Source organism: Paenibacillus chibensis (genome assembly GCF_004001045.1).
Classification (GTDB): Bacteria; Bacillota; Bacilli; order Paenibacillales; family Paenibacillaceae; genus Paenibacillus_AQ; species Paenibacillus_AQ chibensis.
In genome coordinates this window covers 53,274-78,920 of record NZ_BIMK01000035.1, presented here as the reverse complement: position 1 = coordinate 78,920, position 25,647 = coordinate 53,274, and the positions used below count along the sequence as shown (strand labels likewise).

Below are 25,647 nucleotides of genomic sequence, written 5' to 3'. Positions count from 1 at the left end.
TGGCATGAAATGGGACGAATTTTTTGTAACCGGTGAGCCGATGATTTACGGAGCGATGGTCAGTATCGTGCTCGTATCCATCGCCATCCTCGTCGGATTGACCTATTTTAAGAAATGGGGATATTTATGGCGCGAATGGCTGACCACCGTTGACCATAAACGGATTGGCGTCATGTATATTTTATCCGCTCTTATCATGCTGTTCCGCGGCGGCGTTGACGCCCTGTTGATGCGTACGCAGCTTGCGGTACCGGAATCCGGATTTCTGGACTCCCAGCATTATAACGAAATTTTCACAACGCACGGGGTTATTATGATCCTGTTCATGGCGATGCCGTTCGTTATTGGACTTATGAACGTTGTCGTGCCGCTGCAAATCGGCGCGCGTGACGTTGCTTTTCCAAGACTGAACGCCGTCAGCTTCTGGCTCTTCTTCGCGGGAGCCATGCTGTTCAACATCTCGTTTGTCATCGGGGGATCGCCTGATGCCGGTTGGTCCGCATACTTCCCGCTGGCGAGTCTTGAATTCAGCCCGACCGTGGGTAACAACTTCTACTCGCTCGCGCTGCAGATTTCCGGTATCGGTACGTTGATGACCGGCGTTAACTTCATCGTGACGATCCTGAAAATGCGTGCACCAGGCATGAAGCTGATGCGAATGCCGATGTTCACCTGGTCCGTTCTGATTACGAACGTTATCATCCTGTTCGCGTTCCCGGTTCTGACCGTAGCGCTTGCCCTGATGATGTTCGATCGGATTTTCGGCAGCCAGTTCTTCACCATGGCGAACGGCGGCATGGATATGCTCTGGGCCAACCTGTTCTGGGTATGGGGCCATCCGGAGGTATACATCGTTATTTTGCCGGCCTTCGGTATATTCAGCGATATTATTTCCACCTTTTCGAAAAAGAATTTGTACGGATACAAATCGATGGTGTTCAGTATGGTCATCATCTCGCTCCTGTCCTTCCTCGTATGGGCGCATCACTTCTATACGATGGGTGCCGGAGCCATGGTCAACGGCTTCTTCTCGATTACGACGATGCTGATTGCCGTTCCGACCGGGGTTAAAATCTTCAACTGGCTGTTCACGCTAAGGAAAGGCAAGATTTCATTCACCTCTCCGATGCTGTACGCCATGGCCTTTATTCCGATCTTTACCTTCGGCGGCGTGACGGGCGTTATGCTCGCGATGGCCAGTGCCGATTACCAGTACCATAATACGATGTTCCTGGTTGCCCACTTCCACTATGTGCTGATTCCTGGTACGGTGTTCGGGGTGCTTGCCGGACTTCACTACTGGTTCCCTAAACTCTTTGGCTTCCGGCTTAACGAAGCCCGTGCCAAATTAGCCTTCTGGCTGATCGTCGTCGGCTTCAACGTAGCGTTCATGCCGCTGTTCTTCCTTGGACTGCAAGGTATGACGCGCCGGATGTACACCTATTCGGCCGACACCGGCTTTGGTCCGCTGAACTTTATCGCAACGATCGGCGCGTTCGTACTCGCCATCGGTTTCGTGGTTCTGTGCTACAACTTCTACTACAGCTTCCGTCACAGCCCACGAGATGAGCACGGAGATCCATGGGATGCACGTACGCTGGAGTGGAGCACACCAAGCCCGGTTCCGGTTTACAACTTTGCTAAAGTACCTCATGTTGAATCGCAAGATGCCTTCTGGCATTCCAAAAAGCATAACGCGCCTCTTTACAAAGAGGGTCCTTATGAAGAGATTCACATGCCTAACAACAGCGGTCAGCCATTCATTCTTGGTGTAATTATGTTCTTCGCCGGCTTCTTCCTGGTCTTCAGCTGGTTCACTCCTGCGATCATTGCAGGCGTAGGTGTGGTGATCATGCTGGCGCTTCGTTCCTTCGAACGCGATCATGGATATCACATTTCGGCGAAGGAAATTGCCGCTACCGAACAGAAACTGCGGGGTGATTCCGTATGAAAATAAATGATGCACTGCCGCTGGAATACAGAACGGAAGAGAACAGCAATAAAATCTTCGGCTTCTGGCTTTTCCTCGGCGCTGAAATTGTCCTATTCTCAACGCTGTTCGCGGTATACCTGACGCTATGGAACCGCACGGGCAGCGGCCCGACCGGAAAAGAGCTTTTTGAGATCAACGGTGTCATCTGGGAAACGGTTCTTCTCTTGACCAGCAGCTTCACCTGCGGCCTTGGCATTCATGCCATGCGCCTCGGGATGAAGAAACCGATGATGATCTTCTTCGGCATCACCTTGCTGCTGGGCCTCGGCTTCCTCGGCATCGAGATTACCGAATTCGTGAATTATGTTCATGAAGGTGCAACGCTGCAAACCAGCGCCTTCCTGTCCAGTTTGTTCGTTCTCCTCGGCACTCACGGTCTTCACGTGACCATGGGCTTCCTGTGGGGGACTGGTATCCTGATTCAAATCAAACGTCAAGGCTTTACGGATGAAACAGCCAACAAGTCGTTTATCTTCTCGCTGTACTGGCACTTTCTTGATGTGGTCTGGATCTTCATCTTCAGCTTTGTCTACCTGAAAGGATTGATGTAATATGGCACGATTATTCCCGATACGTCACGTGATGGGATATATCTTCTCGCTGGTCCTTTCATTCGTGGCACTGGGTGTTATTTACTGGGACCTGACGTTTACCGCCGCGATGGTCATTCTGATCATTTGTGCAGCGATTCAAGCATCTTTGCAGCTGGTGCTGTTCATGCACATCGGCGAAACTTCCTCCAAGAAGACGCTGTATCTCAATATCGCTTATGCCGTGTTCGTCGGCCTCGTTACGGTCTTCGGTACACTGTTTACGATGATTTGGGGATTTAGATAAGGTTAGTAAAATAAGAAAAGAAGCTGTCCCGAAAAGGGCAGCTTCTTTTTTTGGCGTTCCGCGGCTTACTCCCCGCGCTCCTCGATATACTCCGCCAGCTGGCGGTAGATTCCGACGATCTCCTCCATCGGCATCCGCACGAGTCCGCTGGACGAAGGCGCCACGAATTCGTGAACCTCGGCGATCACCGGATCAGGTTGGAAACCCCAATGCACCTTCGACTTTTTGCTGTACTCGGTATATACGCCCTTGCCGACGAAACAGGCGATCTTCGGGCGGTATTCCTTTAGCTTGTCGTACAGGATTTCCCTTCCCTCCGCATACTCGCTGCGTGCAATATCGTCGATCCCGCGCGTCGGGCGGGCAACGATATTCGTAAATCCGTAGCCCAGCTTGAGTAAATCCTGATCCTCCGCTGCATCATACAGCCTTGGGGTCAGACCGGCACGATACAGAATCCGGTAAAAATTGTTGCGCGGATTGGCGTAATGATGACCGGTTTCCCCGGACAGCAGGCTCGGGTTAAATCCAATGAACAAAACCGACAACCCATGGTCCAGATGATCTGAAATTTCCGGCATTCTATTCACCCTCCTTTCAGCTTTCTTACCCATATAAAAAGACTCTCTCCGAGAGCCTTGATTACAAATGGTATTGAATAGTCTAGTACAGCTTGTCCGCAGTGGCTTTGGCGGTAATTTCCCTGTATTTGATCGCTTCGCTTTTCATCTGCAGGGAGACGGCCACGTTCAGGATATCAATGATCGCGAGCTGCGAAATTTTGGCGGCCAGCGAGCTGCCCTGCAGCGGATTTTCCCTGCCGACCATGATGAGCACGATGTCCGCGACTTTCGTGATCGGCGAACGGGCGTTGCTCGTAATGGCGATGATGCGGGCTCCCGTTTTTTTCGCGATGTTCAGGCTCTCGATCGTATCCTTCGTGCTGCCTGAAATCGACAGTCCCACCGCGATATCCCCCTTGTTCATCAGGGATGCCTGCATCGCTTGAAAATGGGTATCCGTGTTCGCGATGCTGTTTTTGCCGATTCTTGCGAAGCTGTGCGCCCCTTGCATCGCCGTCAATCCCGACGAGCCCACACCGAAGAAATGTATATTCGATGCATCCGTCAAGGCTTGAATGGCCAGATTCAGCTGCTCCTCGTGGACCAATTCTCGCGTTTGCTCGAGCGTCCGCAGATGCGTTCCGATGATCTTATGCCCGAGCGTAAGCGGGTCGTCATCCTCGGCGATTTCCTCATGGATATGATCCGTCGGCTTGACCAGGTCCTGAGCAAGCGAAAGCTTGAAATCCTGGAAGCCCTGAAACTTCATTTTGCGGCAAAAGCGAAGCACGGTCGTCTCCCCGACATCCGCCTTCTCCGCCAGCTCCGTCACCGAATCGTAGATCAAATCCTGGGCATTCTCCAGAATATACTGCGCCACTTTCTGCTCCGTCTTGGTCAGCCCATTAAAATGGCTGCGGATGCTGAGCAGCGTCTTCCCCATTTCCTGCATGTTTGGCAAGGCCCTTATCCCCTTCCTGTTACACTTCAACCGATCCAGCCCGTATATTCATTCGGGATAATATTTCCACCGAAAATCAATATGAAGGTTAATTCCGCCTGTAAGTTAATTCTATTGTATCGGCTTAACAAAAGGTTTGCAAGCATCTTCACAAAGTCAACTAAGGCCTGTCGGTAAGCCCTTGTTTCGGATGCTATACCTGCGAGTTCTCCCGAATCCAGACACGGAGCGGGCCGATGGCCTGCCATCCGGCGGCGAGCGCTGCGGCGAGCGCATCCCCGCTTTCATAGCCTACCAGCGGCAGGTCCGGAAACACCTCCGCGGCAACAGCCTCAATATCATGCCATATCTCGTTTAAAATCACTGCGGGAGCAAAAACATTGGAAACACCGACAGACGCTTCGTCCGAGCTGACAATAAAACCGGAGATGCCTTCCGCATTCTCCAGCATAAAAATCCTTACGCGGTCATCAGCCAGAAGCTCGGGCATGATGATTCCTTCCGTTCCATTCGCGGCATTCCATGCGCGAAGCCGCTGCACATCCGTTACGGCGTGCCACGGGGCCTTAACGGCTTCATGTTTTTCATTCGGCGGAAGGTAAATCCATTGCGCCTCAAACAAGACGCGAAAGCCATGCGCTTCCAAGTGAAGCGACGCATAGCTGTCCTTTACGCTGGCCGCGGTCTTGCCGCCGATCCGGCCGATTAGTTCCTCCGGAGTTGCTGCGATGCTTGAAGAGATGGCATCTGGATATAACGACGGAGCCTCGGAGGAAAGCCACCAGATATGCTCCCCCGGATTCAGCCGGATACCGTGCGAGCCGCATACGGCAGCGCACCAGGCGATGTTCTGTTTTACAGCCAGATCGATCAATGTATTCATTTTATCCCCTCTTTGGGTTCTTCGTTCATCACAACATGCTGTCATCTCTTTTCGTCATGGTTTCTTAATATCCTGCTGACGACGGCTGAACATGAATGAACCCAATAAAAAAATCCGCTGCGGATGCTCCACTGGCGGATTCTATAGGGATTACATTTTTATTTTGCTTCAATCCTCTTTTCCACGCACCAGTTGATGACATACAGGAAAACGAAGCAGAGCAGAATTTCGAAAACGAGCGAGCCAAGGGCGTTCCAGCTTGCGCCGGAATTGAAGGTCTCATGCGCCAAGACGCCGTTTTCCACCTTGAAGGTGATGAACGAGAAGGCCTGGGTAGAGTCCCGATGAAACAGGAGGCCTTCCACCCAATCGACCACGGTGCTCAAAACGAGGAATACGATCAGCCCGACCCACAGCACGCCTTTCTTGACGATACTCCGCGTCAAGGCGATCACCGCATACATGAACAGGAATCCGTAAATCCCCATAAAAACAGTCTCCAGTGCCAATTCCGACCACACATACGCGGGCAGATCAAAGACATCGCTCAAAAACATCGTATCGTAGCTGTTGAGATAATACAGGGCGGGCCCGATAGCGATCGCCATGAGCGCCAGCGTGTTTAAGATGGCATACAGCATCGAAGCCCACACATAGGCATAGTTGCTCACCGGAAGCAGCCGGCGGCTGACCGACTTGATGTTATAGTCAAACACCATCAGATTGTTAATCGAAAAGATCACCGCAGCCGCAAAATGAATGCCGATCAGGAGCCCAAGTTTAATTTGCAAAACAAGCGGAGACCACATCAGTGCGAGTTCGCCTGCGATCAAGGCTGCCACCACGACCAGCAGCAGGCTCGCATTGCGTCTCAGATCATATTTCAGCAGTTTGATCATTCGCCGAACACCTCTTTGAACATGTCATCGACGCTCCTTCCATGCTTGATGCGAAGGTTCTCCACTTCCTCATGAAGCGTGATGCGGCCATCCTTCAAGAACATGACCTCATCGAATATGCGTTCCATGTCCCGAACGAGATGGGTGCACACGATCAGGCTGCTGTCCTCGCTGTAGAAGCGAACGATGGCATCCAAAATTTTGTCCCGGGCGACCGGGTCCACCCCGCCGATCGGTTCGTCCAGCAGATACAAATTGACGTTCCGGGAAAGCGCAAGGGTCAGCTGCAGCCGCTCGTTCATGCCTTTGGACAGGCTGCTGACTGCGCTCGTTTCTTCCAGGTTCATGAAGCTCAACATTTCACGGGCTTTGCTCCCATCAAAATCCGCATAAAAATCGTTATAAAAAGCGACGGCATCCCGAACCTTCATCCAGCTCTCCGTCATCGGACGGTCCGGCATGTAAGAGATCAGGCTTTTCGTCTCCTTGCCGAGCGGCTTGCCCATGACTGCAATCTCTCCGGATGCCGCCGGAGTCAGACCCGCGATGATCTGCATCAGCGTGCTTTTACCGCTGCCGTTTGCGCCGAGCAGGCCGATGATTCTGCCTGGATCGACCGAGAAGCTGACGCTATCCAGAGCTTGCCTGGAGCCGTACCTTTTGGATAATCCGTTAACTTTCAGCAGTGTGTCCATTCGCCCGCTCCTCCTTCCGGCCTTCGCTGCCGTCGTTTCCCACGGCTTCCTTCACAATGGAGACGATATCCTGTTTTTTGAAACCCAGCTCCTGCATGCCGTGAATGAACTGGTGAAGCAGATCTCCCGCCATTTCCTTTTTAATCGCCATAATTTTGGATTCCTCACTTGTCACATATCTTCCTAGCCCGCGTTTGGTTTCAACGACTTCCTCGCGCTCCAGCTCCTGAAACGTCCGCTGTATCGTGTTGGGGTTAATCTGTAAATCCGCCGCCAGCTCCCTGACCGACGGAATCTTGTCGCCGGGCAGCAGCAGACCGGATACGATCTGCCGCTTGATATGATTCATGATTTGGAGATAGATCGGCAAATTGTTGTCGAATTCGATGCTCAAATGGATAGACTCCTTTCGCCGTCAGCTTACGCTCCTCGATGCCTCAGGCAATATCACGTCTCTTAAACGTAACAAAGCTGGCGCCAAGAAACAAGACAATATATACCGCCAGAACCGCAATCGAAAAAGGAAGCGTCATGCCCGGAAGCGGAGGCTGCCCGCCGTGGTTGTACACGGATAAGTTCGCATTGGGAAACAGAATGAATTTGTAGAAGTTTTTCGGAATCGTAATCCCGCTGAGTACGATCGCCGCCATGCCGATGCCCATCGCCGCGCCCGTGGAGCGGGTGAGCACGCCCATCATGAATCCCAGCGTCATGTAGACGATGCTGAACACCAAGGAGCTGCCCGCGGTGATCAGGATGTCTCTGAGCGCTCCGGATGGAAGATCCGTGCTGAACCATACAGCTCCCGCAGCGAAGCAGACAACATTCAACCATACGATCAACGAGAGGGCGAACAGCAGTGCCGCGACGTACTTGGAGGCAAGAATCTTGGCTCGGCTCTGTCCGCGGATGAGCAAAAATTTGATCGTGCCCATTCCGTGCTCGCTGGCGACAAGCCCTGCTGTGAAAATGACGGCGAGCATGGCGGTGAATTGTCCGAATCCGGTTGTGCCCGCCATCATGATCGTATAATCGGAAGCCGTTCCGAGCATCTCCCCGCCCCAGTGTTTCAACGCCCAAGCGAGCCCCACCGCCACCACAGCGATGATCGCGTAAGGGATAAAAAAGCTGCGTTTCTTGGACATTTTGAGCCATTCGTTGTGTACCAATGCCATAAAATTACGCAATGCGGTTTCCTCCTGTCCATTTCAAAAATTCGTCTTCCAGCGACTGCTTGATTTCCGTCACCTGATAAATCGGAATACGCGCAGCGCCAAGCGCGGCCACGATATCCGGGATGTCTTTGTAGCGGAGAGCCACGAGCAGTTCGCTCTGCTCCTCCGCGACCTGAACGATTTCGGCCCTTTCCTGGCTATCCAGTACGTTCTTCGCCTCCTCCAGGCGGCCGACGCGGAACATGACGCGCACGAAGTTCTTCTCTTCGTTCGACGGGGCATGGTTTTCTCCGATCGAGCGCACCGTAACCAGCTTGCCGTCCTGAATGACGACGACCCGGCTGCACAACTGCTCCATCTCCAGCAGCAGATGGCTGGAGACCAGGATGGAGATGCCTTCCTCCCGGGCGATTGTTTTCAGATAATCGCGCATCTCGCGGATGCCTGCCGGATCGAGTCCGTTGGTCGGCTCATCCAGAATGAGCACGGACGGCTGATGAAGCAGCGCCTGCGCAATGCCGAGCCGCTGCCGCATGCCGAGAGAATAAGCCTTCACCTTCTTCTTCATGGCCTGTTCAAGGCCTACCAGCCGGACCACCTCGTCGATCCGGTCATTGCTGATCCACTCGTTCATCCGCTGATACTGCTTCAGGTTATCGTAGCCCGTCATATACGGGTAAAACTCCGGATTCTCAATGATGGCTCCGATGTGGCGGATCGCCTTTTTCCATTCGTGGCGGATGCTGCTGCCGCGGACAAACACATCGCCTTCGCTCATTTGAATCAGTCCGGCGATCATCCGGATCGTCGTTGTTTTACCGGCTCCGTTCGGACCGAGAAGCCCGACAACTTCCCCTTCATGAACGTCGAAGGAAAGCTGGTCGACGATTTTTTTGCCGCCTATCTTTTTGGATACGCCTCTCAGGGACAATACCGCGTCATCGCCCAATATATCGTTAGGATGGTTCATGGTCACATCTCCTTTGTATTAGTGTTATAGTTAGATAGTACACTAGGACATCAGTATTGTAAAGCCTAATTTTTGGAATTTATAAATAAAGAAAAAGCCATCCCTTTAAGGGACGGCTTTTCCGGTTTCATGAGCGTTCTTTCAAATAACTTTCCTCGGGCATGCTGCTTCGATTTCATTTCACGCCGGCGGCGTCAGCGTTTTGAAGCTCTTGCTTCGAGGCTTCGCCGGTGGTGAACGACCATACTTTTTGTTTTTTTCCAGGCGTTCCTTTCATTTCATAGGACAGTGAAACTTGATATGTATGGCTCTTTTTGAGGACGGATTTCGGGAATAGGAACAGCGTGTCCTTGCTATGGAGCTCCTCAAAATAAGGCACGTCCACGCCTTTCTCGTCCCTGATCTTCGCCGTATGCCATATCATTTCTTTCTCGGTCGTCGCCGAAATAATATAGCCGCTCGATTTGACCTTGAACTGGCTGAGCGGGTTCGGATTTTCGTTGCCGTAAAACCCGAGCCCGACATTCTTCATGCCGTCGTAGGGATACACAGCGATTCCGCCCTTGATGGACGTCGGATGATACGGTCCTGCCATATCCAATACGGCCGTGCCCTCCGCATAACCCACGCCGACCTCCTGATATTTGTGGCTGAGGATGATTTCGCGATGATACGCCGTATCCATCCACCCCTCTATGGCTCCCTGGATGCTGGTCTGGCCGTAATGCATGACCTCCCCGGTCATATACCCGCTGGGACCAGGTGTCCAGCCCGAAGCCTTCAGGCGGTCGACGACGGTCACTCCCGTAAATCCGGGAAGACCTTTGGTTTCATTATGCGCGCTCTGCGATGCGGTTTTCTCATGGTTGGTATTGTAGTACACGGCATGCAGCTTTGCCGCTTTGGACATATTCGCATTGTACTTCAGGGACGGAAGTCCAAGCTTGGCGCGAACCCCATTCAAATATGCCAAGGCGTCGCTTTGCTCTGTCGTTATGCCCGGCTGGCTGCTTGCAGCCGCATACGAATGAGGGGCGATCGCAGCGTTTCCGAGCAGCACCCCGGCAACAGCGGCCGCGGTTAAAGCCAGATACCGAGCTCTGCGGCGAAGCCGGATATCCCGCCTGCCGCTTCCTTGGGCGGTTAGCTTCCCACAACCTTTTTTCAGCACATGATGCTCCTCCTTTCGTTGGTAAGGTCATTGGTTAACATTCGACAAAATCCATCATTTTCCTCCTAATATAGAACAAAAAACTTCAGCAGTAGCTGCTGAAGTATGATTTATTTCACATATACGAATTAAATCCTTCTTGAATATGCAATTCTCAAAAAATCCAGGATACCCAATACGATAGGATAACGAGCGTAAACAGCACCGTGATTGGAATAACGACGATCGTCACCTTCAGGTATTGGGACCACTTGATATGAACGCCGCCCTTACGTACAATGTGCAGCCACATCAAGGTTGCAAGCGTACCGATGGGAAGCAGCAACGAACCGATATCACTGCCGATCACGCTGGCTAAATAGGAGATTTTCAAAGTAAGCGGATCCAGTCCCATATGAGTCAGCGTTATGGTACCCACCATCAGTGCCGGGTGGTTATTGAAAATATTGGACAGGACGCTGATGAGTCCGCCCATCAATACGCTGGCATACAGCAGACTGCCCGATACGATCGGCTGGAGCGCCCGGATCAGCCAATCCGTCAGGCCGATATTGTTCAGTCCATAGATGATTACATACATGCTGAACGCGAAGATGAAAATATACCAGGGCGTTTTCTTCATCATATCCAGCGGAGGGATTTTAAGCTGATACCAGCGCCAGCCTAGCAATAGCACCGATCCGATCACGGCCATGTAGGATACAGGGAACTGCAGGAAGGAAGCCACGAATAAGCTGATTCGGACACATAGGACAAAGATCAGAATGTTTCTCATGAATTTCTTGCTATATTCCGGCTCCAGGGGCCTTTGAAGGGGATGCTGTCCGGGTTTTAAATTCCATCTGGCGGTTGGCGGCAGCTTTTGGGGAAGCGTGCGGTAGAACATCAGAAATAAAAGACCGGTAAGCAAAGCCAGTCCGAGCGTTGCGGGAATGAACATCATGGCCGTATGCATGTACAAGTCCATGTGAACGATTTTGAGCGCGATCAGGTTGACAATATTACTTACGCCGATCGGTGCGCTTGAGGCGGTGGCTATGATCGCCCCGGAGATCAAGTAGGGGATTTTCTGGTGATTTTTCAGCCCCATGTTTTTCAGCATCATCAGCAGGATCGGGGTCGTAATCAGGATGCTGCCGTCATTATTCACGAACAGCGTCATCATGAAACAGAATACATTCGTCAGCCAAAACAGCCGGATCCCCGATCCTCTGGCCTTGGCGGTCAGCAGATCGGTTGCCCAATGAAAAAATCCGAAGCTTTCCAGTACGATTGCCATGACAATGGTGGCCATAATTGTTACCGCTGCACCGCTGATCGTTTGCGTGATTTGGACCAGGTCTGCCAAAGAGACGCTGCCGCTGAGCAGAACCAGGATTGCTCCGATCGTTACCGGGATGGCTTCATTGACCTGGGGACGCCAAAAAATGAAGCCGATGGTTAACAGGAAGGAACAAACTGTAATCAACACCATTAGATCATGCATGTTAAGCCCTCATCTCTAACATTAAAGTGGTTTTTTACGTGCGCAGCTCTCCTTTGCGTCAATAATCTGAAACTCTTTTTCTATCTAAAATGATTGAAGGCTTTATCCTGCTGCATCCCTCCTTTAACCCGTAAACTCTACTACTCTTCGATAATGTATGTATACGTGCGGCGAACAAGCTTCGACATGGCCAATCACACGGAATCTATCAAAATCTGCGAATGACGATCATCGGTAAATTGATATGGATGTCACCGGCCGCTCCGGGCTTATATCCGTGAAAAATGCTATATTCCATGCCGTTTTTAATAGAGAAGTCAAACAAGGAAAAAAAAGCCTGCAGCGGTTACGCTGCAGGCTTTGGTTGAATCAGTCTTGCCAAGCCCGGAAACTATGGCCGTTCATCCGCAGGCGCTTCCTCCTCCGGATCCATTTTCTCGGCTTCTATCTGTAGAATGCGCGGTCCTTCCATATGGAGCACGGTGAAAATCCAATCGTCCGACTGCAGCCGGTCCCCTTCCTTAAGATCGAATTTTCTCGAAAGCATCCACCCGCCAAGGGTATACACTTCGTCTCCGACCGGGATATGGGTCTTCAGCTTGCGGTTGATATCATGGATCAGCACATGCGGCTCCAACAAATAACGATGCTCATCCGTTTTCGTGATTAATGCTTTCGCTTGATCGGAAACCGCGTTCGGAGAGGAGGCAGATGGAATATCCCCCACGATTTCCTCCAATATATCCTCCATGGTCACAAGCCCCGATGTGCCTCCGTACTCATCCAGCAGAATCGCCATAGGGATACCGGTCTTCTGCATCTGTCCCAGCAAATCGCGGGCCTGGATCGTTTCGATCATCTGCAGGACGGGCTTGATGAAGCCCGTGATGGAATCCTCCATGCTGCAGCTTTGACGCACGATCCCATGCAGTACCTCCTTCATATGGAGAATGCCGGTGACCTGATCCTTGTCGCCATTCATCATCACGGGAATATAGCTGAAGGTTTTGTCCTCGATCGCCGCGAGCACGTCGCCAACCTTTGCTTCATGGTCAATATACCGGATGGATGTTCGCGGCACCATGATTTCCCGGGCATCCCGCTCATCAAAATCGAACACATTGTTCAGGTAGCGATACTCTGTTGGCGTAATTTCACCGCTGCGGAACCCTTCCGACAAGGCAAAGCGCAGCTCTGCCTCACTGAGCGCCGCATCCTCCTCCGATATCATTTTGACGCCGAACAGTCCGGTGATCAGTCGCGAAGAGCGGCTGAGAATCCAGTTGAACGGATACGTGGTTTTATAAAAAATGATGAGCGGACGGGCAAAAAACAGCGCCATCGGCTCGGCCATCTGGATCGCGATCGTCTTCGGCACCAGCTCGCCGACAACCACTTCAAAGTACGTCAGGATGAGGAACGCGATAATAAAAGAAAGTATGCTTTCGACGGAGCCGGGGATATGAAGCAGCTCGAACAGCGGATGCAGCAGCCGTTCCACCGTCGATTCCCCCAGCCAGCCAAGGGCCATGGACGTCAGTGTCGTGCCAAGCTGGCATGCGGACAGAAACTCGTCCAGCTTGGAAATGATATGCTTGACGGCTTTGGCATTTTTATTGCCCTCGGCCGCGAGCTGGTTCATGCGCGACAGCCGCACGCGAATGACGGAATATTCGGATGCGACAAAAAAGGATGTCAGTAAAATGAGCAAAATAACCGAAATGATCTTTACAGTTTCCACATGTTATCCCGCTCCCGCCGCAGTCGCAGGAACAGGGAGCACCTCCCTTTATCAAAACTAAACCGCCAGAAGTCGTGTTCTATGTCACTTATTACCCAAAATTCAACGGGATGCTCCTCCTGCGCGGCCGGGAAAGGCGCTGGCTCTATTCATGTGGTTTCCCGCTCGCATAAGACAAACTAAAAAGCCTGCATGACGGTGCGCGTCATGCAGGCTTTTTGTTGAATGGGATATTCTTCTCCGCTCAAAAAATCTGCCGCTGAAAATCGGCAATCGCACGGTACTCATCTTCCAGCTTACGCGAAATCTGAATGAAAATCGGCAGCAGCTGATGATACACATGCGCATTTTCCTGATCGGGCTTATGCCGGTGGGTGGAGCCGACCATGCCGGATACGATGCCCAGCGTATCGGTGTGGCCGAGGGCGTACAGGCCAAGCACGACCGCGCCCAGGCAGGAGCTCTCATAGCTTTCCGGCACGATCACTTCCTGATCGAAAATATCCGCCATCATCTGGCGCCACAGCGGAGAACGGGAGAACCCGCCCGTGGCATGGATTTTCGTCGGACGCCCGATAATTTCCTCCATGGCCAGCAGCACGGTGTACATATTGAAGATTACGCCTTCCAGCACCGCACGGATCATGTGCTCCTTCCGGTGATGCATCGTCAGTCCAAAGAACGAACCGCGCGCATCCGGGTTCCATAAAGGAGCTCGTTCCCCGGTCATATATGGATGGAACAGCAGGCCGTCCGAGCCCGGTCTGACCTGCTCCGCGATCCGGGTTAACAAATCATACGAGTCCAGGCCAAGACGCTTGGCCGTCTCCACCTCGGAGGCCGCCAGTTCGTCCCTCACCCATTGGAACAGCATGCCGCCATTGTTGACCGGACCGCCGATGACCCACAATTGGTCCGTCAGCGCATAACAGAAAATGCGGCCCTTCGGATCGGTGACGGGGCGGTCTACGACCGTGCGAATGGCCCCGCTCGTTCCGATCGTAGCGGCAACAACCCCGGGCTCGATGGCGTCCACGCCCAGATTCGAGAGCACGCCGTCGCTGGCTCCGACGATGAACGGCGTCGAGGCTGACAGCCCCATTTCCTCGGCATACACCGGATGCAGTCCCGTCACCGCATGAGTTGTCGGCACAGGCTTGGACAGCTTGTCTGCTCCAATGCCCGCAACGCGGAGCGCCTCCTCATCCCAGGACAGCTGCTTCAAATTGAACATGCCGGTCGATGAGGCAATGGAATAATCAATAACGTATTTGTTGAACAGCTTGGCAAAGACGTATTCTTTAATGGAAATGAACTTCTCCGCCCTGCTGAAAATGTCCGGCTGTTCATGACGCAGCCACATCAATTTGGTCAAAGGGGACATCGGATGGATTGGCGTTCCCGTGCGCAGGTAAATCTCATGTCCGTTGAACTCCTTTTTCAGCTTTTCGGACCACCCCGCGCTGCGGTTATCTGCCCAAGTAATGCAGTTCATGAGCGGCTTGCCGTCCGAATCCACCGGAATGACGCTGTGCATCGCCGAGCTGAAGGACACGAACATGACCTGCTCGGGACGCGTCCCGCTCTTTTCCATGGCTTGTTTTACGGAATGGATCACGGCGGCAAAGATCTGATCCGGATCCTGCTCGGCAATCGACGAAGTCGGGGTGTGAAGGGGATAACCTTCACTGCCCTTGGCGATTACCTTTCCGTTCTCTTCGAACAAAACGGCTTTCGTGCTTGTCGTTCCGATGTCGATGCCGATCATCATTTTACTGCTCATGTTTCAACCTTCTTTCTTCTTCACTGGCACTTGCCTTACACAAACAGGCTGATTGCCATAATAATGACGAGTCCTACGACCGACAGCAGCGTTTCCATAACGGTCCATGATTTCAGCGTCTGCGGTACGGACATGTTGAAAAATTCTTTTACCATCCAGAAGCCGGCGTCGTTGACATGCGAAAGTACGAGCGAGCCGGCGCCTGTTGCCAGCGCGACCAGTTCCGGACTGGCGCCTGGATTCAGAACCAGGACGGGGGCGACGATGCCGGCGGCCGTCGTCATGGCCACCGTAGCCGAGCCTGTCGCCACACGGATAAGCGCAGCCACGAACCAGGCGAACAAGATGATATTGATATGCGCGGAAGTCGCAATTTGCGCGATCGCATCGCCGACGCCGCTGTTAATCAGCACCTGCTTGAACGCGCCCCCGCCGCCGATGATCAGAATGATCGTGGCTGTCGGAGCCAGGCATTCGCTCGTAAACTTGGATACCTGTTCCTTCGTGAATCCCCGGGAGAAGCCCAGGGAAAAGAACGAGAACACAACCGCAATCAGCAGGGCGATGACTTCATGCCCGATAAACTCGGACAGTACCGTAAAGCCGCTGCTGGCATCCGGATCGATAATTTTGGCGATGGATCCGACCAGCATCAGAATAACCGGAAGCAAAATCGTGAACAAGGTGATGCCAAAGCCCGGCAGCTTCCGCGAGCTGCTGGTGGAGAACTGCTCCGCAAGTTGAGCCGGCGGCTCTACCTGAATCCGTTTGCCGATCCATTTGCCGAAGAGAGGACCGGCCACGATCGCGGTCGGAATGCCTACAATCAGGGAGTATAGGATCGTTTTACCCAAATCGGCCTTGAAAGCATCAATGGCAATCATAGGCGCCGGATGCGGCGGAACCAAGCCGTGAACGGTGGACAGGCCGGCCAGGATCGGAATGCCGATCTGCAGCAGCGACATTTTCGTTTTCCGGGCTACGGTAAAGATAATCGGGATCAGCAGAATAACGCCGACCTCAAAAAACACGGGAATGCCGACGATAAAGCCGACGATCATCATCGCCCAATGGACGCGCTTCTCGCCAAAACGGTCTACGAGCGTCGTCGCGATTTGCTCCGCACCGCCGGACTCGGCCATCATTTTGCCGAGCATTGTGCCAAGACCGATGACGATCGCGATGGTCCCAAGCGTCCCGCCCAGGCCCTTCGTGACCGAATCAACGATATCAAGCGGTTTCATGCCCGCCAGGAATCCGAGGAGCAATGCGGACAGCAAGAGGGTCACAAACGGATTCCATTTGAATTTTGCGATAAACACAATCAGAAACGCAATGGCGATCAGGGTCCAAATAATGAGCGTCCAATTGTGGCTTAAGCCGAATATACTGGACATCTAGATGCCCTCCCTTTAATTCGTATGGTGAAATTATGCAATCTTGTCAGTATGATACCCATATATCCAACATTTGATTTCTTTAATCGGTATACTTGTCGACAACTTAAAGCGGCATGCCCACTTGAACATGCGCCCCTGGCCGGTTAATGACCTGGAATACTGGTGTGCAGCGTTTTCCGCGAATCCGCAAAGTACTCCCTGACTACCTCTTCGACCACTTTCTTGTCTTGGGATTCCAGTCCCTTCATGATTCGGTAGTGTTTTTCGATGACAGCGTGGAGCTTTTGTTCTCCTTTGGAAAAAATCTCATCGGTCGTAATCAGCATCACGGTCATGACGATCGGACGAATGCTTTTCCACAAATGCAGAATACGATTATGCTCTGCGGCAGTAATGATGGTTTCATGGAAGGATAAATCCTGGTACGAAAACTCCACCGCATCGTTGTGCTTCATCGCAAGCTCCATTTTATCCACGATCCGCTGCAAGCTGCCGAGCAGCTCTGTCACATCCGTTTGAGCCAGCCGCTGCTGCACGAAGCTTTCGATCAAAAACCGGACATCATACAGCTCCTCCACATCGGCAATGTCCAGGCCGATCACGACGGCCCCCATTCGTTCGAGCCGGATCAGTCCTTCGTTGGACAGCGTTTTTAGAGCTTCCCGGACGGGGGAGCGGCTTGTTCCGAACTCGGAAGCCACCCAATTCTCCGATATGACTTCATCGGTTTTGATGGTTCCGTTAATGATTCGAAGCCTGAGCTCGCAGGCGATGGTTTCTCCAAGAGACGCGTTATTGAGCCAGACGGATGGATACTGCAGCATGAGACAACTCTCCTATTTTAACGATCTTGCAATACTTTGCAAAATTCCGATTTAAACATACGATAATAGGATTTTATCACATGAACGCATGCTCGTACCAACCATTCGCCTCGGAAATTAATCGTTAGCTATGACGCTGTGTCCCCCGAATTCATTGCGGAGCGCTGCCACCACTTTGCCATGGAAGGTGTCTTCTTCAAGCGAACGGTAGCGCATAAGCAGCGACATCGTAATGATAGGGGCACTGGCCTGAAGGTCCATCGCGGTTTCCACGGTCCACTTGCCTTCACCCGAGCTTTGCATAATGCCCTTGATGCCATCCAGCTTAGCATCCTTGGCAAACGCATTTTCAGCCAGCTCCATCAGCCAACCGCGGATCACCGATCCGTGCGACCATACCTTTGCCACCTGCTCGTAATTGTAATCGAAGCCGCTTTTGTCCAGAATCTCGAATCCTTCTGCAATGGCTTGCATCATGCCGTATTCGATCCCGTTATGAACCATTTTCAGAAAATGTCCACTTCCGCTTGCTCCCGCATACAAGTAGCCTTGGGGTACGGCCATATCTTGGAACAACGGCTCAATCCGCTTGAAAGCCTCCCTGCTGCCGCCGATCATAAAGCACCCGCCCTCGGCTGCCCCGGAAGTTCCGCCTGACGTCCCGACGTCAAAATAATGCACGCCGGCCTCGCCCAGCTGTTCCGCACGCAGCATGGATTCTTTATAGAAAGAATTCCCTCCGTCGATCAGGATATCGCCCGCAATAAGCAGCGGCTTCAATTCCTCGATGACATGGCCTACGGCTTCTCCTGCCGGCACCATCATCCAAATGATCCGGGGCGCTTCCAGACGGCTAACCAGCTCCTTCAGGCTGCGTACCGGAACGGCGCCCTTGCCCGCCAGCTTGTCGCCAGGCTCCCGATGAACATCATAGACAACGGTTTCATGGCCGCTCGAAAGCAGGTTTTGCGCAAGGTTAAAGCCCATTTTGCCTAAACCGATCAATCCGAGTTTCATGGTGCATCTATCCTCCATTTCATCTTATGACTACAAGTGTACTTGTCGACAACATACAGCCTCATTATTTTAATTCAGAAACTTGTATCTGTAAATATGTATGTTGAAAGCGCTATTAAGCAATAATTACCAGCCCCTGCCGCAGGACCAACGCGCATTTCCCCGTTATTTTGCGGGGTTCGAAGCCGCTATTCCAGCTTCATTACCGGATATGGATGGTATATACTGGTTCAGCCTTGCAAAAATGGGATTAAAAAAATTGGTAACGAGGCCTAGCCGTCCCCACCGTCCATGTTATTTTTATGGCATGAATGCAACAAAATGGAATTCCCTACGTCTTAACTACAAGTGCTCGTTACGAATTGAATCTGATGCAAAGGAGTTCAACGGTATGAAAAAACATATATCCGCATTCCTTCTCCTGGTGCTCTGTGTGCCTTGGTTTGCCTCGTTCGCCGGTGCTACGGCTGCGCCTTCTCCCGCAAAGGTCAGCGCAAGCAAAGGAGAACTTCGCGCCGACCAGCTGATGTTCGGATACGTCGATCCGAGCGGCAAGCAAATACTCGGACTCTTAGGCAATCCTGAAAAAAGCCACCCGGCTCCCAAAACGCTCACCTCTGTGCTGTATGCTTCCGGCAAGACGTTCCGCGCAACCTACGTGAAGCATCAAAAAGCCTCCTCCAAGTCCAGCTACAGACAATCTGCGGCAAATTTCAAATTCGATGAAGGCGAGCTGTTCAAGCTGAGCAACCCGGGCAGCAAGCTCAAGAGCGATGCAAGCGTCCTGCTCCAGACGGCGAACGCTTTTCAAGGCCATACCTTTTTGACCTTCCAATCCGAGCAAAAGGGAAAATTCAACGCCAAAACCGTCAAAGCGATCGAAAAAGCCAAAAACCGCAAAGTCGCCACGCAAGGCTTGATCGCAACGACCACAAACGGCGTGCAGATCGGCATCGTCAAATTCGTCCAAGGCAGCGGCAAGCCGCTGGCCAGCCTCGTGCTCGTCGACCGTGGAAGCATGGTCTTCCAAGACTTCGTCGGCAATAGCGATCCCTACTCTACCTGGCGCGTCGATGACGGCGGCGAAATGGGACCGGAGCTCTTCCATCTGATCTTTGCTTCATCCAGCAAGGCCGGGTATGCCCTCGGTGTCGAATGGTACGGCACGGAAGGAACCAACTTGTCGGTCATTCAGCAAAAGGGCACCAAATTCCGCGTCGTGACGGAAGCCGGACGTTACCAAGCGCCGCTCTGATCGAGACTGCCATTCCAAGATTATTCCTTGCAAATAAGCATAAAAAGGATAGAGACCGGCTTTTTGCCTGGTCCTATCCTTTTTTGTCATGCGCTCAAGCGGTATTCCTGAGCATACTCTCCCCTACGAGCCCAGATCCCAGGTGGAGTGGATCTTCGGCACGTCGTTAATCAGCTGGCGCGTATAGCTGTGCTGCGGGTTCAGAATGATGTCCTCCGCCGGTCCGGTCTCGACGATCTTCCCTTTTTCCATGATATAAATCGTGTCGCTTACGTAATAGGCAAGCCCCACATCATGCGTAATGAAAATAATCGTCATGTCATTTTCGTCGCGCAGCTTCAGCAGCATATCGAGAATGGTTGACCTCGAGCAGGCGTCCACCATGGAAGTCGGTTCGTCCGCAATCAGCACCTTGGGATGCAGCATGAAGATCCTGGCGATCATCAGCCGCTGCATTTGTCCGCCGGACAGCTCGAACGGATACTTGTTGTGCAGCTCCTCGAATTTCAGATTCACGAACGAGCAGGCCTCTTTCATTTTCCGTTCTTGCTCTTCCTTGCTAAGCTTCGCGCCTTGAAGCTTGATGCAGTCCATGAGCAGCTTTTCCACCCGGTAAAACAGATTGAACGAGGAGAACGGGTCCTGAAAAATGGCCTGGATATCCTTCCAGTAGCGCTTACGGTCGGCATGCGATTTCAAACGGCGCGGCGCGCCTTTATATTCGACGGTTCCGCCCGATTCCTTTAGGAGTCCCATGACCATTTTCGCGAGGGTCGTCTTGCCGCTGCCGCTTTCCCCGACAATAGAGACGATCTCCCCCTTGTGGAAGCTGAAGTTCACCGCGTCGACGGCGGTTGTCTTCCCGTTCCCGTATCCGAATACCTTGGTCAGATCCTTGCCGCGGATCAGCGTTTCACGGTTGCTCATGCGCATACCACTCCTTCAGCGTATCCGTATCAAAATGGCAGCGGTACTGGCGGCCTCCGCTGGTTTGCACCGGAATCTTGCCGACCCGGCACTCGTCGCGGGCATAGGAGCAGCGCTCCGCAAAGCGGCAGCCCGGCGGCACCTGCTTCAGATTGGGCGGGGCACCGGGAATCGCTGCCAGCTTCTGTCCCTTCATGCCTTCCTCCGGCACCAGAATGGAGCCCATCAGCTTCTTCGTGTAAGGATGAACCGGATCGAAAATCATCTGCTCCGCCGTGCCGCGCTCCACGATTTCGCCCGCGTACATCACCATAATATCGTCGGTCACATGATATAAAAGCGGCAGCTCATGCGTGATGAACACGAGCGAGCGAATGAATTTCTTGTCCAGCAGCTCCTTCATCAGCTTGATGACCGCCTTTTGCGACGTAACGTCGAGCGCCGAGGTCGGCTCGTCGGCGATCAGCACTTTCGGATTCAAAATGGTGGAAATCGCGATCACCGTCCGCTGCTTCATGCCGCCGGACAGCTCATTCGGATAGGATTTCAGCACCTTCTCGGGTAAATTCAGCGTCTGGAAGCGTTCTGCCGCGAGGTCCCACACCTGCTTTTTGGACAGCTCGGGGCGGTGCTCCTTCATGATATCCTCAATAAAGCGGATGATCCGCAGCGTCGGATTGAGCGCGTTCATGGCCGCCTGCGGAATATAGGCGATTTCCCTGCCGGATACCTGCGAGCGCAGCTGCTCCTTGTTCAGCTTCATGATGTCCTTGCCGTGAATACGGATGGAGCCGCTCCCGTAATGCAACGGAGGGAAATAAAAGCCCATCAGGCTCAGCGCAAGCGTCGATTTGCCGCATCCAGACTCGCCGGCGATGCCCAGCGTTTTGCCTTCTTCGAGCTCGAAGTCGACGCCATCGACGGCAAACACCTTTTCCTTGAGGCGGGTTTTATAGTAGGTTTTCAGGCCGCTGACCTCCAAAATATTCGTGCTCATCGGCATTAGCTCCTTATCTTCGGATTGAATATCTCATCCATCCCCGTGTTCATCATGTAGAGGGAGAAGGTGATCAGCGCGATCGACAGCGCTGCCGGGATGAACGCCCACCACGCCCCAGCCACCGGCGCTTCAAACACCAAGGCCCAGTTCATGATGATGCCGAGCGAGATCGTGTTGTACGGCCCGAGGCCCAGCATGGAGATGGATGCCTCCGACAGGATGCCGGACGCGGTCTGCAGCACGAAGGCCATGACGACATACGAAGCGATATACGGCAGAATTTCGAATACGATGATTTTTGGGGTGCTGTGCCCGGATATTTTCGCGATGTGGACATGGTCCCTTCCCCGGAGCGAGGTGGTCTGTGCCCTGACCGCCCTCGCGGTCCACGGCCAGCTGGTAATCCCGATGATGATGGCCGTCACGAGCGAGCTGCGTGAATTGATGCTCACGGAGATGAGAATCAGGATGACGAAGGACGGAATGACGATAAAAATGTTGGTGATCGCGGTCAGGATGTTGTCGAGCAGACCCCCGACGTAGCCGGCCAGCAGGCCGATGACCAGGCCGATCGCCGTAGCGAACACGCCTGCGATGAGTCCGACGCGAATCGACGTCTGGATGCCGTACATCAGCTCCAGGAACAGGTCGCGGCCGAAATTGTCCGAGCCGAGCCACAGCTTCGCATCCGGGGGCTGGAAGGCCAGGGCGATCATCTCCAGCGGATCCTTCCGGTTGATCTGCGGGTAGATCAGCACCAGCGCCAGCATCAGGAGAAACAGGATCGCGCCGATCATGAACTTAGGCGATTTCAGGAGTATCGCGAAGGAATGTTTCATGCTACTCCTCCTCCATTTGCGCAGCTTTGATTCGCGGATCGATCAGGCCGTAGACCATATCGATCGTAAAATTCGCCAGCAGCACGGTGACCGCGATCAGCAGAGTGCAGCCCGAGATCAGCGGATAATCCAGCTGGCGGATGGCCGTGAACATCCAGGTACCCAGCCCCGGATAGCTGAAGACGATCTCGCAGATGAGCGATCCGCCCACCATCGTGCCGATGGACAGGGCCAGTCCCGTTATTTGCGGAAGCATGGCGTTGCGGAACACGTACCTGGAAATCTTCGCGTCGCGGATGCCGAGCAGCTTGGCGTACAGCACGTAATCGGCATTCAGCTCATAGATAGACATCTCGCGCATGCCGATCGCCTGTCCGCCGATGGTAACCAGCACGATAGACAGAAACGGCAGCGTATGATGCCTGAGAACAGAGCCGATAAAGTCCAGACTGAGACTGGGAACCATCTGGAAATCATAGCCCCCTGACAACGGAAACCAACCCAGCGTTAGCGCGAACAGATACAGCATAATAATGGCCAGCGTAAAAAACGGGATCGAGTTGATGAACAGCGCCACCGGAAAAATCGCTTTGTCGAATACGCCCTTCTTATATGCCGCGACGGCGCCGAGAAGATTTCCCAGAATCCAGCCGACGAGAATGGCCGGCAGCTGCAGCCCTACGGTCCAAGGCACCGCGGAGGCGAGAATGTCCGTGACCTTTTTCGGATAAAGGCCGAAGGATGTTCCAAGGTCTCCGGTGAACAGATTTTTGATATAAATCACGAACTGCTCCCACAGCGGCTTGTCGATGCCGAATTCCTTCATGAAGGTCTCGTAGACGCGCTTGATCGTATCGCTGTCCGTCATGCCCTGCGACATTTGGGATACGATGACGCTGACCGGGTTGCCTTCAATCATGCGCGGCAGGAAGAAGTTCAAGGTAATGGCGATGATAAAGGTGATCAGATACCAAAACAGCTTTTTGATAAAATATCTCGAATAGGCGTTCAATAAGCTCCCCCCTTCGGACGATCCGGCTGAATGTGGATGAATAGGATGGAAAGAGAGCCTGCATAAAGGGCGAGTGTTTCGTTCCCTCGTATGCAGGCTGCTGGCAACGAACCTTGCGAATGGCCGGGCGGTTAGTTATGAATTTGGTACAGCGCCCGGATGCCTGCTCCATCCATCGCGATTTGCGGCGGAATATCGGTGCCGTCGCCGTCGGTAGGGAAGCCTTTCCAAACGGATTCATTCACGGTATGGAATACCCATGGCCGGTACATCAGAGGTACGGACGGAATGTCGGTCAGCCAGATTTTCGTCAGCTCGGTATACAGGGTTTTCAGCTGCGCTTCATCGGAGATGGTCGGAATTTGGTCGATAATTTGGTCGGCTTTGTCGTTCTTGTAACGTCCCCAGTTCCAGAACGCCATTTCACCGATCGGAGCCACCTGCTTGGAGTACATGATGTCATGCGCTCTGCTCCACGGCTGGCTTGGATTCACGCCGCCGGCAGGCGTGTTCATAATAATATCGAATTTGCCGGTTTGCAGGTCATTCGTCCAGACTGGAGCTTCAGGGAACTTGGTGCGGATTTCGATGCCGATCGCCTTGGCGCTCTGGGCTACGATCTCCAGCGCCGCGTTCCAGTCCGACCAGCCATAAGGACATTCCACGTCATAAGGCCCAAGCCGGGTTCCGTTCAGTACCCGGATGCCGTCCTTGCCCTTCTTCGCTCCGATCTTGTCAAGCAGCTCGTTGGCCGCTTTCACGTCGGTCGTCCACTGCAGCGATTTGATAGCGGCTTGATCGACGTATTTCGATTCGGCTGCGGTATTCAGCGTCAGGGATGGCTGCATGGCTGCCGAATAGCCGCTCATCGCCAGGTCCGAAATTTTCTTGTAGTCGATGCTCATCGCGATTGCGCGGCGGACGTCCGCGTTGTCGATTCCCTTTTTCGAGAAATTAAAGAAGATCGAAGGCATGGAGCCCGGTACGTAATACGGCGCATCCTTCAGATAAGTCTTGATCGGCGTACCATTCTTCCACATATTCCATACCTGCGGAATAAATTGCTGCGATACGTCCACTTGGCCGCTCTTGAACGCCAGGTCGCCGGCCGCGTTGTCCTTGTATATCACATGCGTAATGTATTTCGGTGCCGGAAGCTTGCCGAACAGGGATTGACCCCAATAATTATCGTCTCTGGCAATCGTGATTTTCTGATCGTTGTAGAAGTATATTTTGTAGGGACCGGTTCCGATCGGATCGCTGTTCACTTCCTTGCGGATATTCGTCAGGTCGTTATTCGCCTTCTTCTCGATTTCTTCCCATACATGCTTCGGCAGCATCGGGATGATCTCAATGCTGTCCAGCACGGTCAGCCGATTCGGGTTATCCTTGCTCAGCTTGATATTGACAGCGTTTGCACCATCGGCCGTAACATCCGAAATATACGTCCAATAGCTGCTCCAGTTGATATCATACTTTTTGCCGAGCTGGTAGGTATAAACCACGTCGTCGGAGGTAAATGGCTGTCCGTCACTCCATTTGGCGTCCTTGTTCAGTTCGACATGCAGCGTATCATCCTGCCATTCGTACTTCGTGCCGAGCAGCGGCTCCAGCGCGCCGTTCAGCTCGTTGACCATAAACAGCGTTTCATACACGAGCTCTCTCGAGTTGCCGTAATTGATCGGAAATGCCGGGTTGCCACTCAGCAGGTTAAAGTTGGTCGGCGCCCCCCACTGCAGGCCGTTGATGTACAGCGTTTCGTTGCGCGGCGTTTCTTTCGAGTCGCCCTTGGCCGTGTCGGTGGCAGGCTCCTTGGATGGCTCCGTGGTTTTCGTGTCCGTACTTGTGTCGGCAGGCGTCTTGGTCTCCTCCTGCGTCTTCGGTGTTTCAGCGGTCGACGGCGGCTGCACGCTTTGGCAGCCTGCGATGAGCACCGCTGCCGTAAATAAGGCGATCAGCGGCTTGGAAGCTAATTTCAGCCTCATATGAACTCCCCCATTCATCACGTTCACAACCTCATACGAAAAGCTCCAGAATAGCCTAAAACGTATTCTGCAAGCGTTTTCTTGTAAAAATGTATGTCGCCCTTCGCAAATCATGACTGAATTATTTTTAAAATAAAGACGTGTGCGAATATTCCCTCTGGCCAGTTCAAAAAAACGGATTTAAAGCCAAAAAAAGCCGCCCAGGCAATATCATTGCCCTGGCGGCTTGGA

24 protein-coding genes are annotated in these 25,647 nt (G+C 52.9%); 4 read left to right on the top strand and 20 right to left on the bottom strand.

The features are described from left to right. Nucleotides 1-4: 4 nt before the first annotated feature. The 3 genes from qoxB to qoxD are packed head-to-tail and all read left to right on the top strand — an operon-like array spanning nt 5 to nt 2,830. Complete coding sequence (gene qoxB / locus PCH05_RS22185) at nt 5-1,951, top strand: cytochrome aa3 quinol oxidase subunit I (RefSeq protein WP_127605980.1); 1,947 nt, start codon at nt 5-7, stop codon at nt 1,949-1,951. After that, the gene (qoxC, locus tag PCH05_RS22180; protein WP_127605978.1) at nt 1,948-2,544 is read left to right on the top strand and encodes a cytochrome aa3 quinol oxidase subunit III; all 597 of its coding nucleotides are present in this window, start codon (nt 1,948-1,950) and stop codon (nt 2,542-2,544) included. The genes qoxB and qoxC overlap by 4 nt, the downstream gene beginning before the upstream one ends. Nucleotide 2,545: 1 nt before the next feature. Then, the gene (gene qoxD / locus PCH05_RS22175; protein ID WP_127605976.1) at nt 2,546-2,830 is read left to right on the top strand and encodes a cytochrome aa3 quinol oxidase subunit IV; all 285 of its coding nucleotides are present in this window, start codon (nt 2,546-2,548) and stop codon (nt 2,828-2,830) included. A 65-nt stretch (nt 2,831-2,895) separates the two neighbouring features. On the opposite strand, the gene PCH05_RS22170 is transcribed toward qoxD, so the two are convergent. From PCH05_RS22170 to gnd, 15 genes are all read right to left on the bottom strand, one after another. Then, nucleotides 2,896-3,411: a mismatch-specific DNA-glycosylase gene (locus tag PCH05_RS22170; protein ID WP_127605974.1), complete on the bottom strand. Its 516-nt coding sequence runs from the start codon at nt 3,409-3,411 to the stop codon at nt 2,896-2,898. An 82-nt stretch (nt 3,412-3,493) separates the two neighbouring features. Then, on the bottom strand, nt 3,494-4,345 hold the full coding sequence (locus PCH05_RS22165) for a MurR/RpiR family transcriptional regulator (RefSeq protein ID WP_127605972.1): 852 nt from the start codon (nt 4,343-4,345) through the stop codon (nt 3,494-3,496). 202 nt (nt 4,346-4,547) lie between these two features. Further along, the gene (locus tag PCH05_RS22160; protein WP_127605970.1) at nt 4,548-5,237 is read right to left on the bottom strand and encodes a hypothetical protein; all 690 of its coding nucleotides are present in this window, start codon (nt 5,235-5,237) and stop codon (nt 4,548-4,550) included. A 158-nt stretch (nt 5,238-5,395) separates the two neighbouring features. Then, nucleotides 5,396-6,136: a hypothetical protein gene (locus PCH05_RS22155; protein WP_127605968.1), complete on the bottom strand. Its 741-nt coding sequence runs from the start codon at nt 6,134-6,136 to the stop codon at nt 5,396-5,398. After that, nucleotides 6,133-6,831: an ABC transporter ATP-binding protein gene (locus PCH05_RS22150; RefSeq protein ID WP_127605966.1), complete on the bottom strand. Its 699-nt coding sequence runs from the start codon at nt 6,829-6,831 to the stop codon at nt 6,133-6,135. Before PCH05_RS22150 ends, PCH05_RS22155 begins: the two co-directional genes overlap by 4 nt. Next, a complete protein-coding gene (locus tag PCH05_RS22145) occupies nt 6,809-7,225 on the bottom strand; it encodes a GntR family transcriptional regulator (protein WP_127605964.1) in 417 nt (138 codons plus the stop codon). The genes PCH05_RS22150 and PCH05_RS22145 overlap by 23 nt, the downstream gene beginning before the upstream one ends. Nucleotides 7,226-7,268: 43 nt before the next feature. Next, complete coding sequence (locus PCH05_RS22140) at nt 7,269-8,018, bottom strand: ABC transporter permease (protein WP_127605962.1); 750 nt, start codon at nt 8,016-8,018, stop codon at nt 7,269-7,271. Continuing rightward, the gene (locus tag PCH05_RS22135) at nt 8,011-8,976 is read right to left on the bottom strand and encodes an ABC transporter ATP-binding protein (protein ID WP_127605960.1); all 966 of its coding nucleotides are present in this window, start codon (nt 8,974-8,976) and stop codon (nt 8,011-8,013) included. The genes PCH05_RS22140 and PCH05_RS22135 overlap by 8 nt, the downstream gene beginning before the upstream one ends. A 175-nt stretch (nt 8,977-9,151) precedes the next feature. Continuing rightward, nucleotides 9,152-10,147, bottom strand: coding sequence for a CAP domain-containing protein (locus PCH05_RS22130; RefSeq protein ID WP_127605958.1), 996 nt, complete (start codon nt 10,145-10,147; stop codon nt 9,152-9,154). Nucleotides 10,148-10,301: 154 nt separating this feature from the next. Beyond that, the gene (locus PCH05_RS22125; RefSeq protein ID WP_127605956.1) at nt 10,302-11,633 is read right to left on the bottom strand and encodes an arsenic transporter; all 1,332 of its coding nucleotides are present in this window, start codon (nt 11,631-11,633) and stop codon (nt 10,302-10,304) included. 391 nt (nt 11,634-12,024) lie between these two features. Beyond that, nucleotides 12,025-13,374, bottom strand: a complete 1,350-nt coding sequence (locus tag PCH05_RS22120) for a hemolysin family protein (protein ID WP_127605954.1) — start codon at nt 13,372-13,374, stop codon at nt 12,025-12,027. A 244-nt stretch (nt 13,375-13,618) separates the two neighbouring features. Further along, the gene (gene gntK, locus PCH05_RS22115; RefSeq protein WP_127605952.1) at nt 13,619-15,157 is read right to left on the bottom strand and encodes a gluconokinase; all 1,539 of its coding nucleotides are present in this window, start codon (nt 15,155-15,157) and stop codon (nt 13,619-13,621) included. A 35-nt stretch (nt 15,158-15,192) separates the two neighbouring features. Next, a complete protein-coding gene (locus PCH05_RS22110; protein ID WP_127605949.1) occupies nt 15,193-16,554 on the bottom strand; it encodes a GntP family permease in 1,362 nt (453 codons plus the stop codon). 146 nt (nt 16,555-16,700) lie between these two features. After that, on the bottom strand, nt 16,701-17,378 hold the full coding sequence (locus tag PCH05_RS22105) for a GntR family transcriptional regulator (RefSeq protein ID WP_127606011.1): 678 nt from the start codon (nt 17,376-17,378) through the stop codon (nt 16,701-16,703). A gap of 120 nt (nt 17,379-17,498) precedes the next feature. Then, on the bottom strand, nt 17,499-18,398 hold the full coding sequence (gnd, locus tag PCH05_RS22100) for a phosphogluconate dehydrogenase (NAD(+)-dependent, decarboxylating) (RefSeq protein WP_127605947.1): 900 nt from the start codon (nt 18,396-18,398) through the stop codon (nt 17,499-17,501). 391 nt (nt 18,399-18,789) lie between these two features. On the opposite strand from gnd, the gene PCH05_RS22095 reads away from it, so the two are divergent. Beyond that, complete coding sequence (locus PCH05_RS22095; protein ID WP_127605945.1) at nt 18,790-19,653, top strand: hypothetical protein; 864 nt, start codon at nt 18,790-18,792, stop codon at nt 19,651-19,653. 123 nt (nt 19,654-19,776) lie between these two features. On the opposite strand, the gene PCH05_RS22090 is transcribed toward PCH05_RS22095, so the two are convergent. The 5 genes from PCH05_RS22090 to PCH05_RS22070 form a co-directional block, all read right to left on the bottom strand. Continuing rightward, complete coding sequence (locus PCH05_RS22090; RefSeq protein WP_371860572.1) at nt 19,777-20,586, bottom strand: ABC transporter ATP-binding protein; 810 nt, start codon at nt 20,584-20,586, stop codon at nt 19,777-19,779. Further along, on the bottom strand, nt 20,567-21,577 hold the full coding sequence (locus PCH05_RS22085; RefSeq protein WP_127605941.1) for an ABC transporter ATP-binding protein: 1,011 nt from the start codon (nt 21,575-21,577) through the stop codon (nt 20,567-20,569). Before PCH05_RS22085 ends, PCH05_RS22090 begins: the two co-directional genes overlap by 20 nt. 5 nt (nt 21,578-21,582) lie before the next feature. Continuing rightward, nucleotides 21,583-22,419 (bottom strand): ABC transporter permease, encoded by an 837-nt coding sequence (locus PCH05_RS22080; protein WP_127605939.1) that lies wholly within the window; start codon nt 22,417-22,419, stop codon nt 21,583-21,585. Nucleotide 22,420: 1 nt separating this feature from the next. Beyond that, nucleotides 22,421-23,431 carry an ABC transporter permease gene (locus PCH05_RS22075; RefSeq protein WP_127605937.1) on the bottom strand — a complete coding sequence of 337 codons (1,011 nt, stop codon included), beginning with the start codon at nt 23,429-23,431 and terminating at the stop codon, nt 22,421-22,423. 131 nt (nt 23,432-23,562) lie between these two features. Continuing rightward, the gene (locus tag PCH05_RS22070) at nt 23,563-25,416 is read right to left on the bottom strand and encodes an ABC transporter substrate-binding protein (protein ID WP_127605935.1); all 1,854 of its coding nucleotides are present in this window, start codon (nt 25,414-25,416) and stop codon (nt 23,563-23,565) included. Nucleotides 25,417-25,647 lie beyond the last annotated feature (231 nt).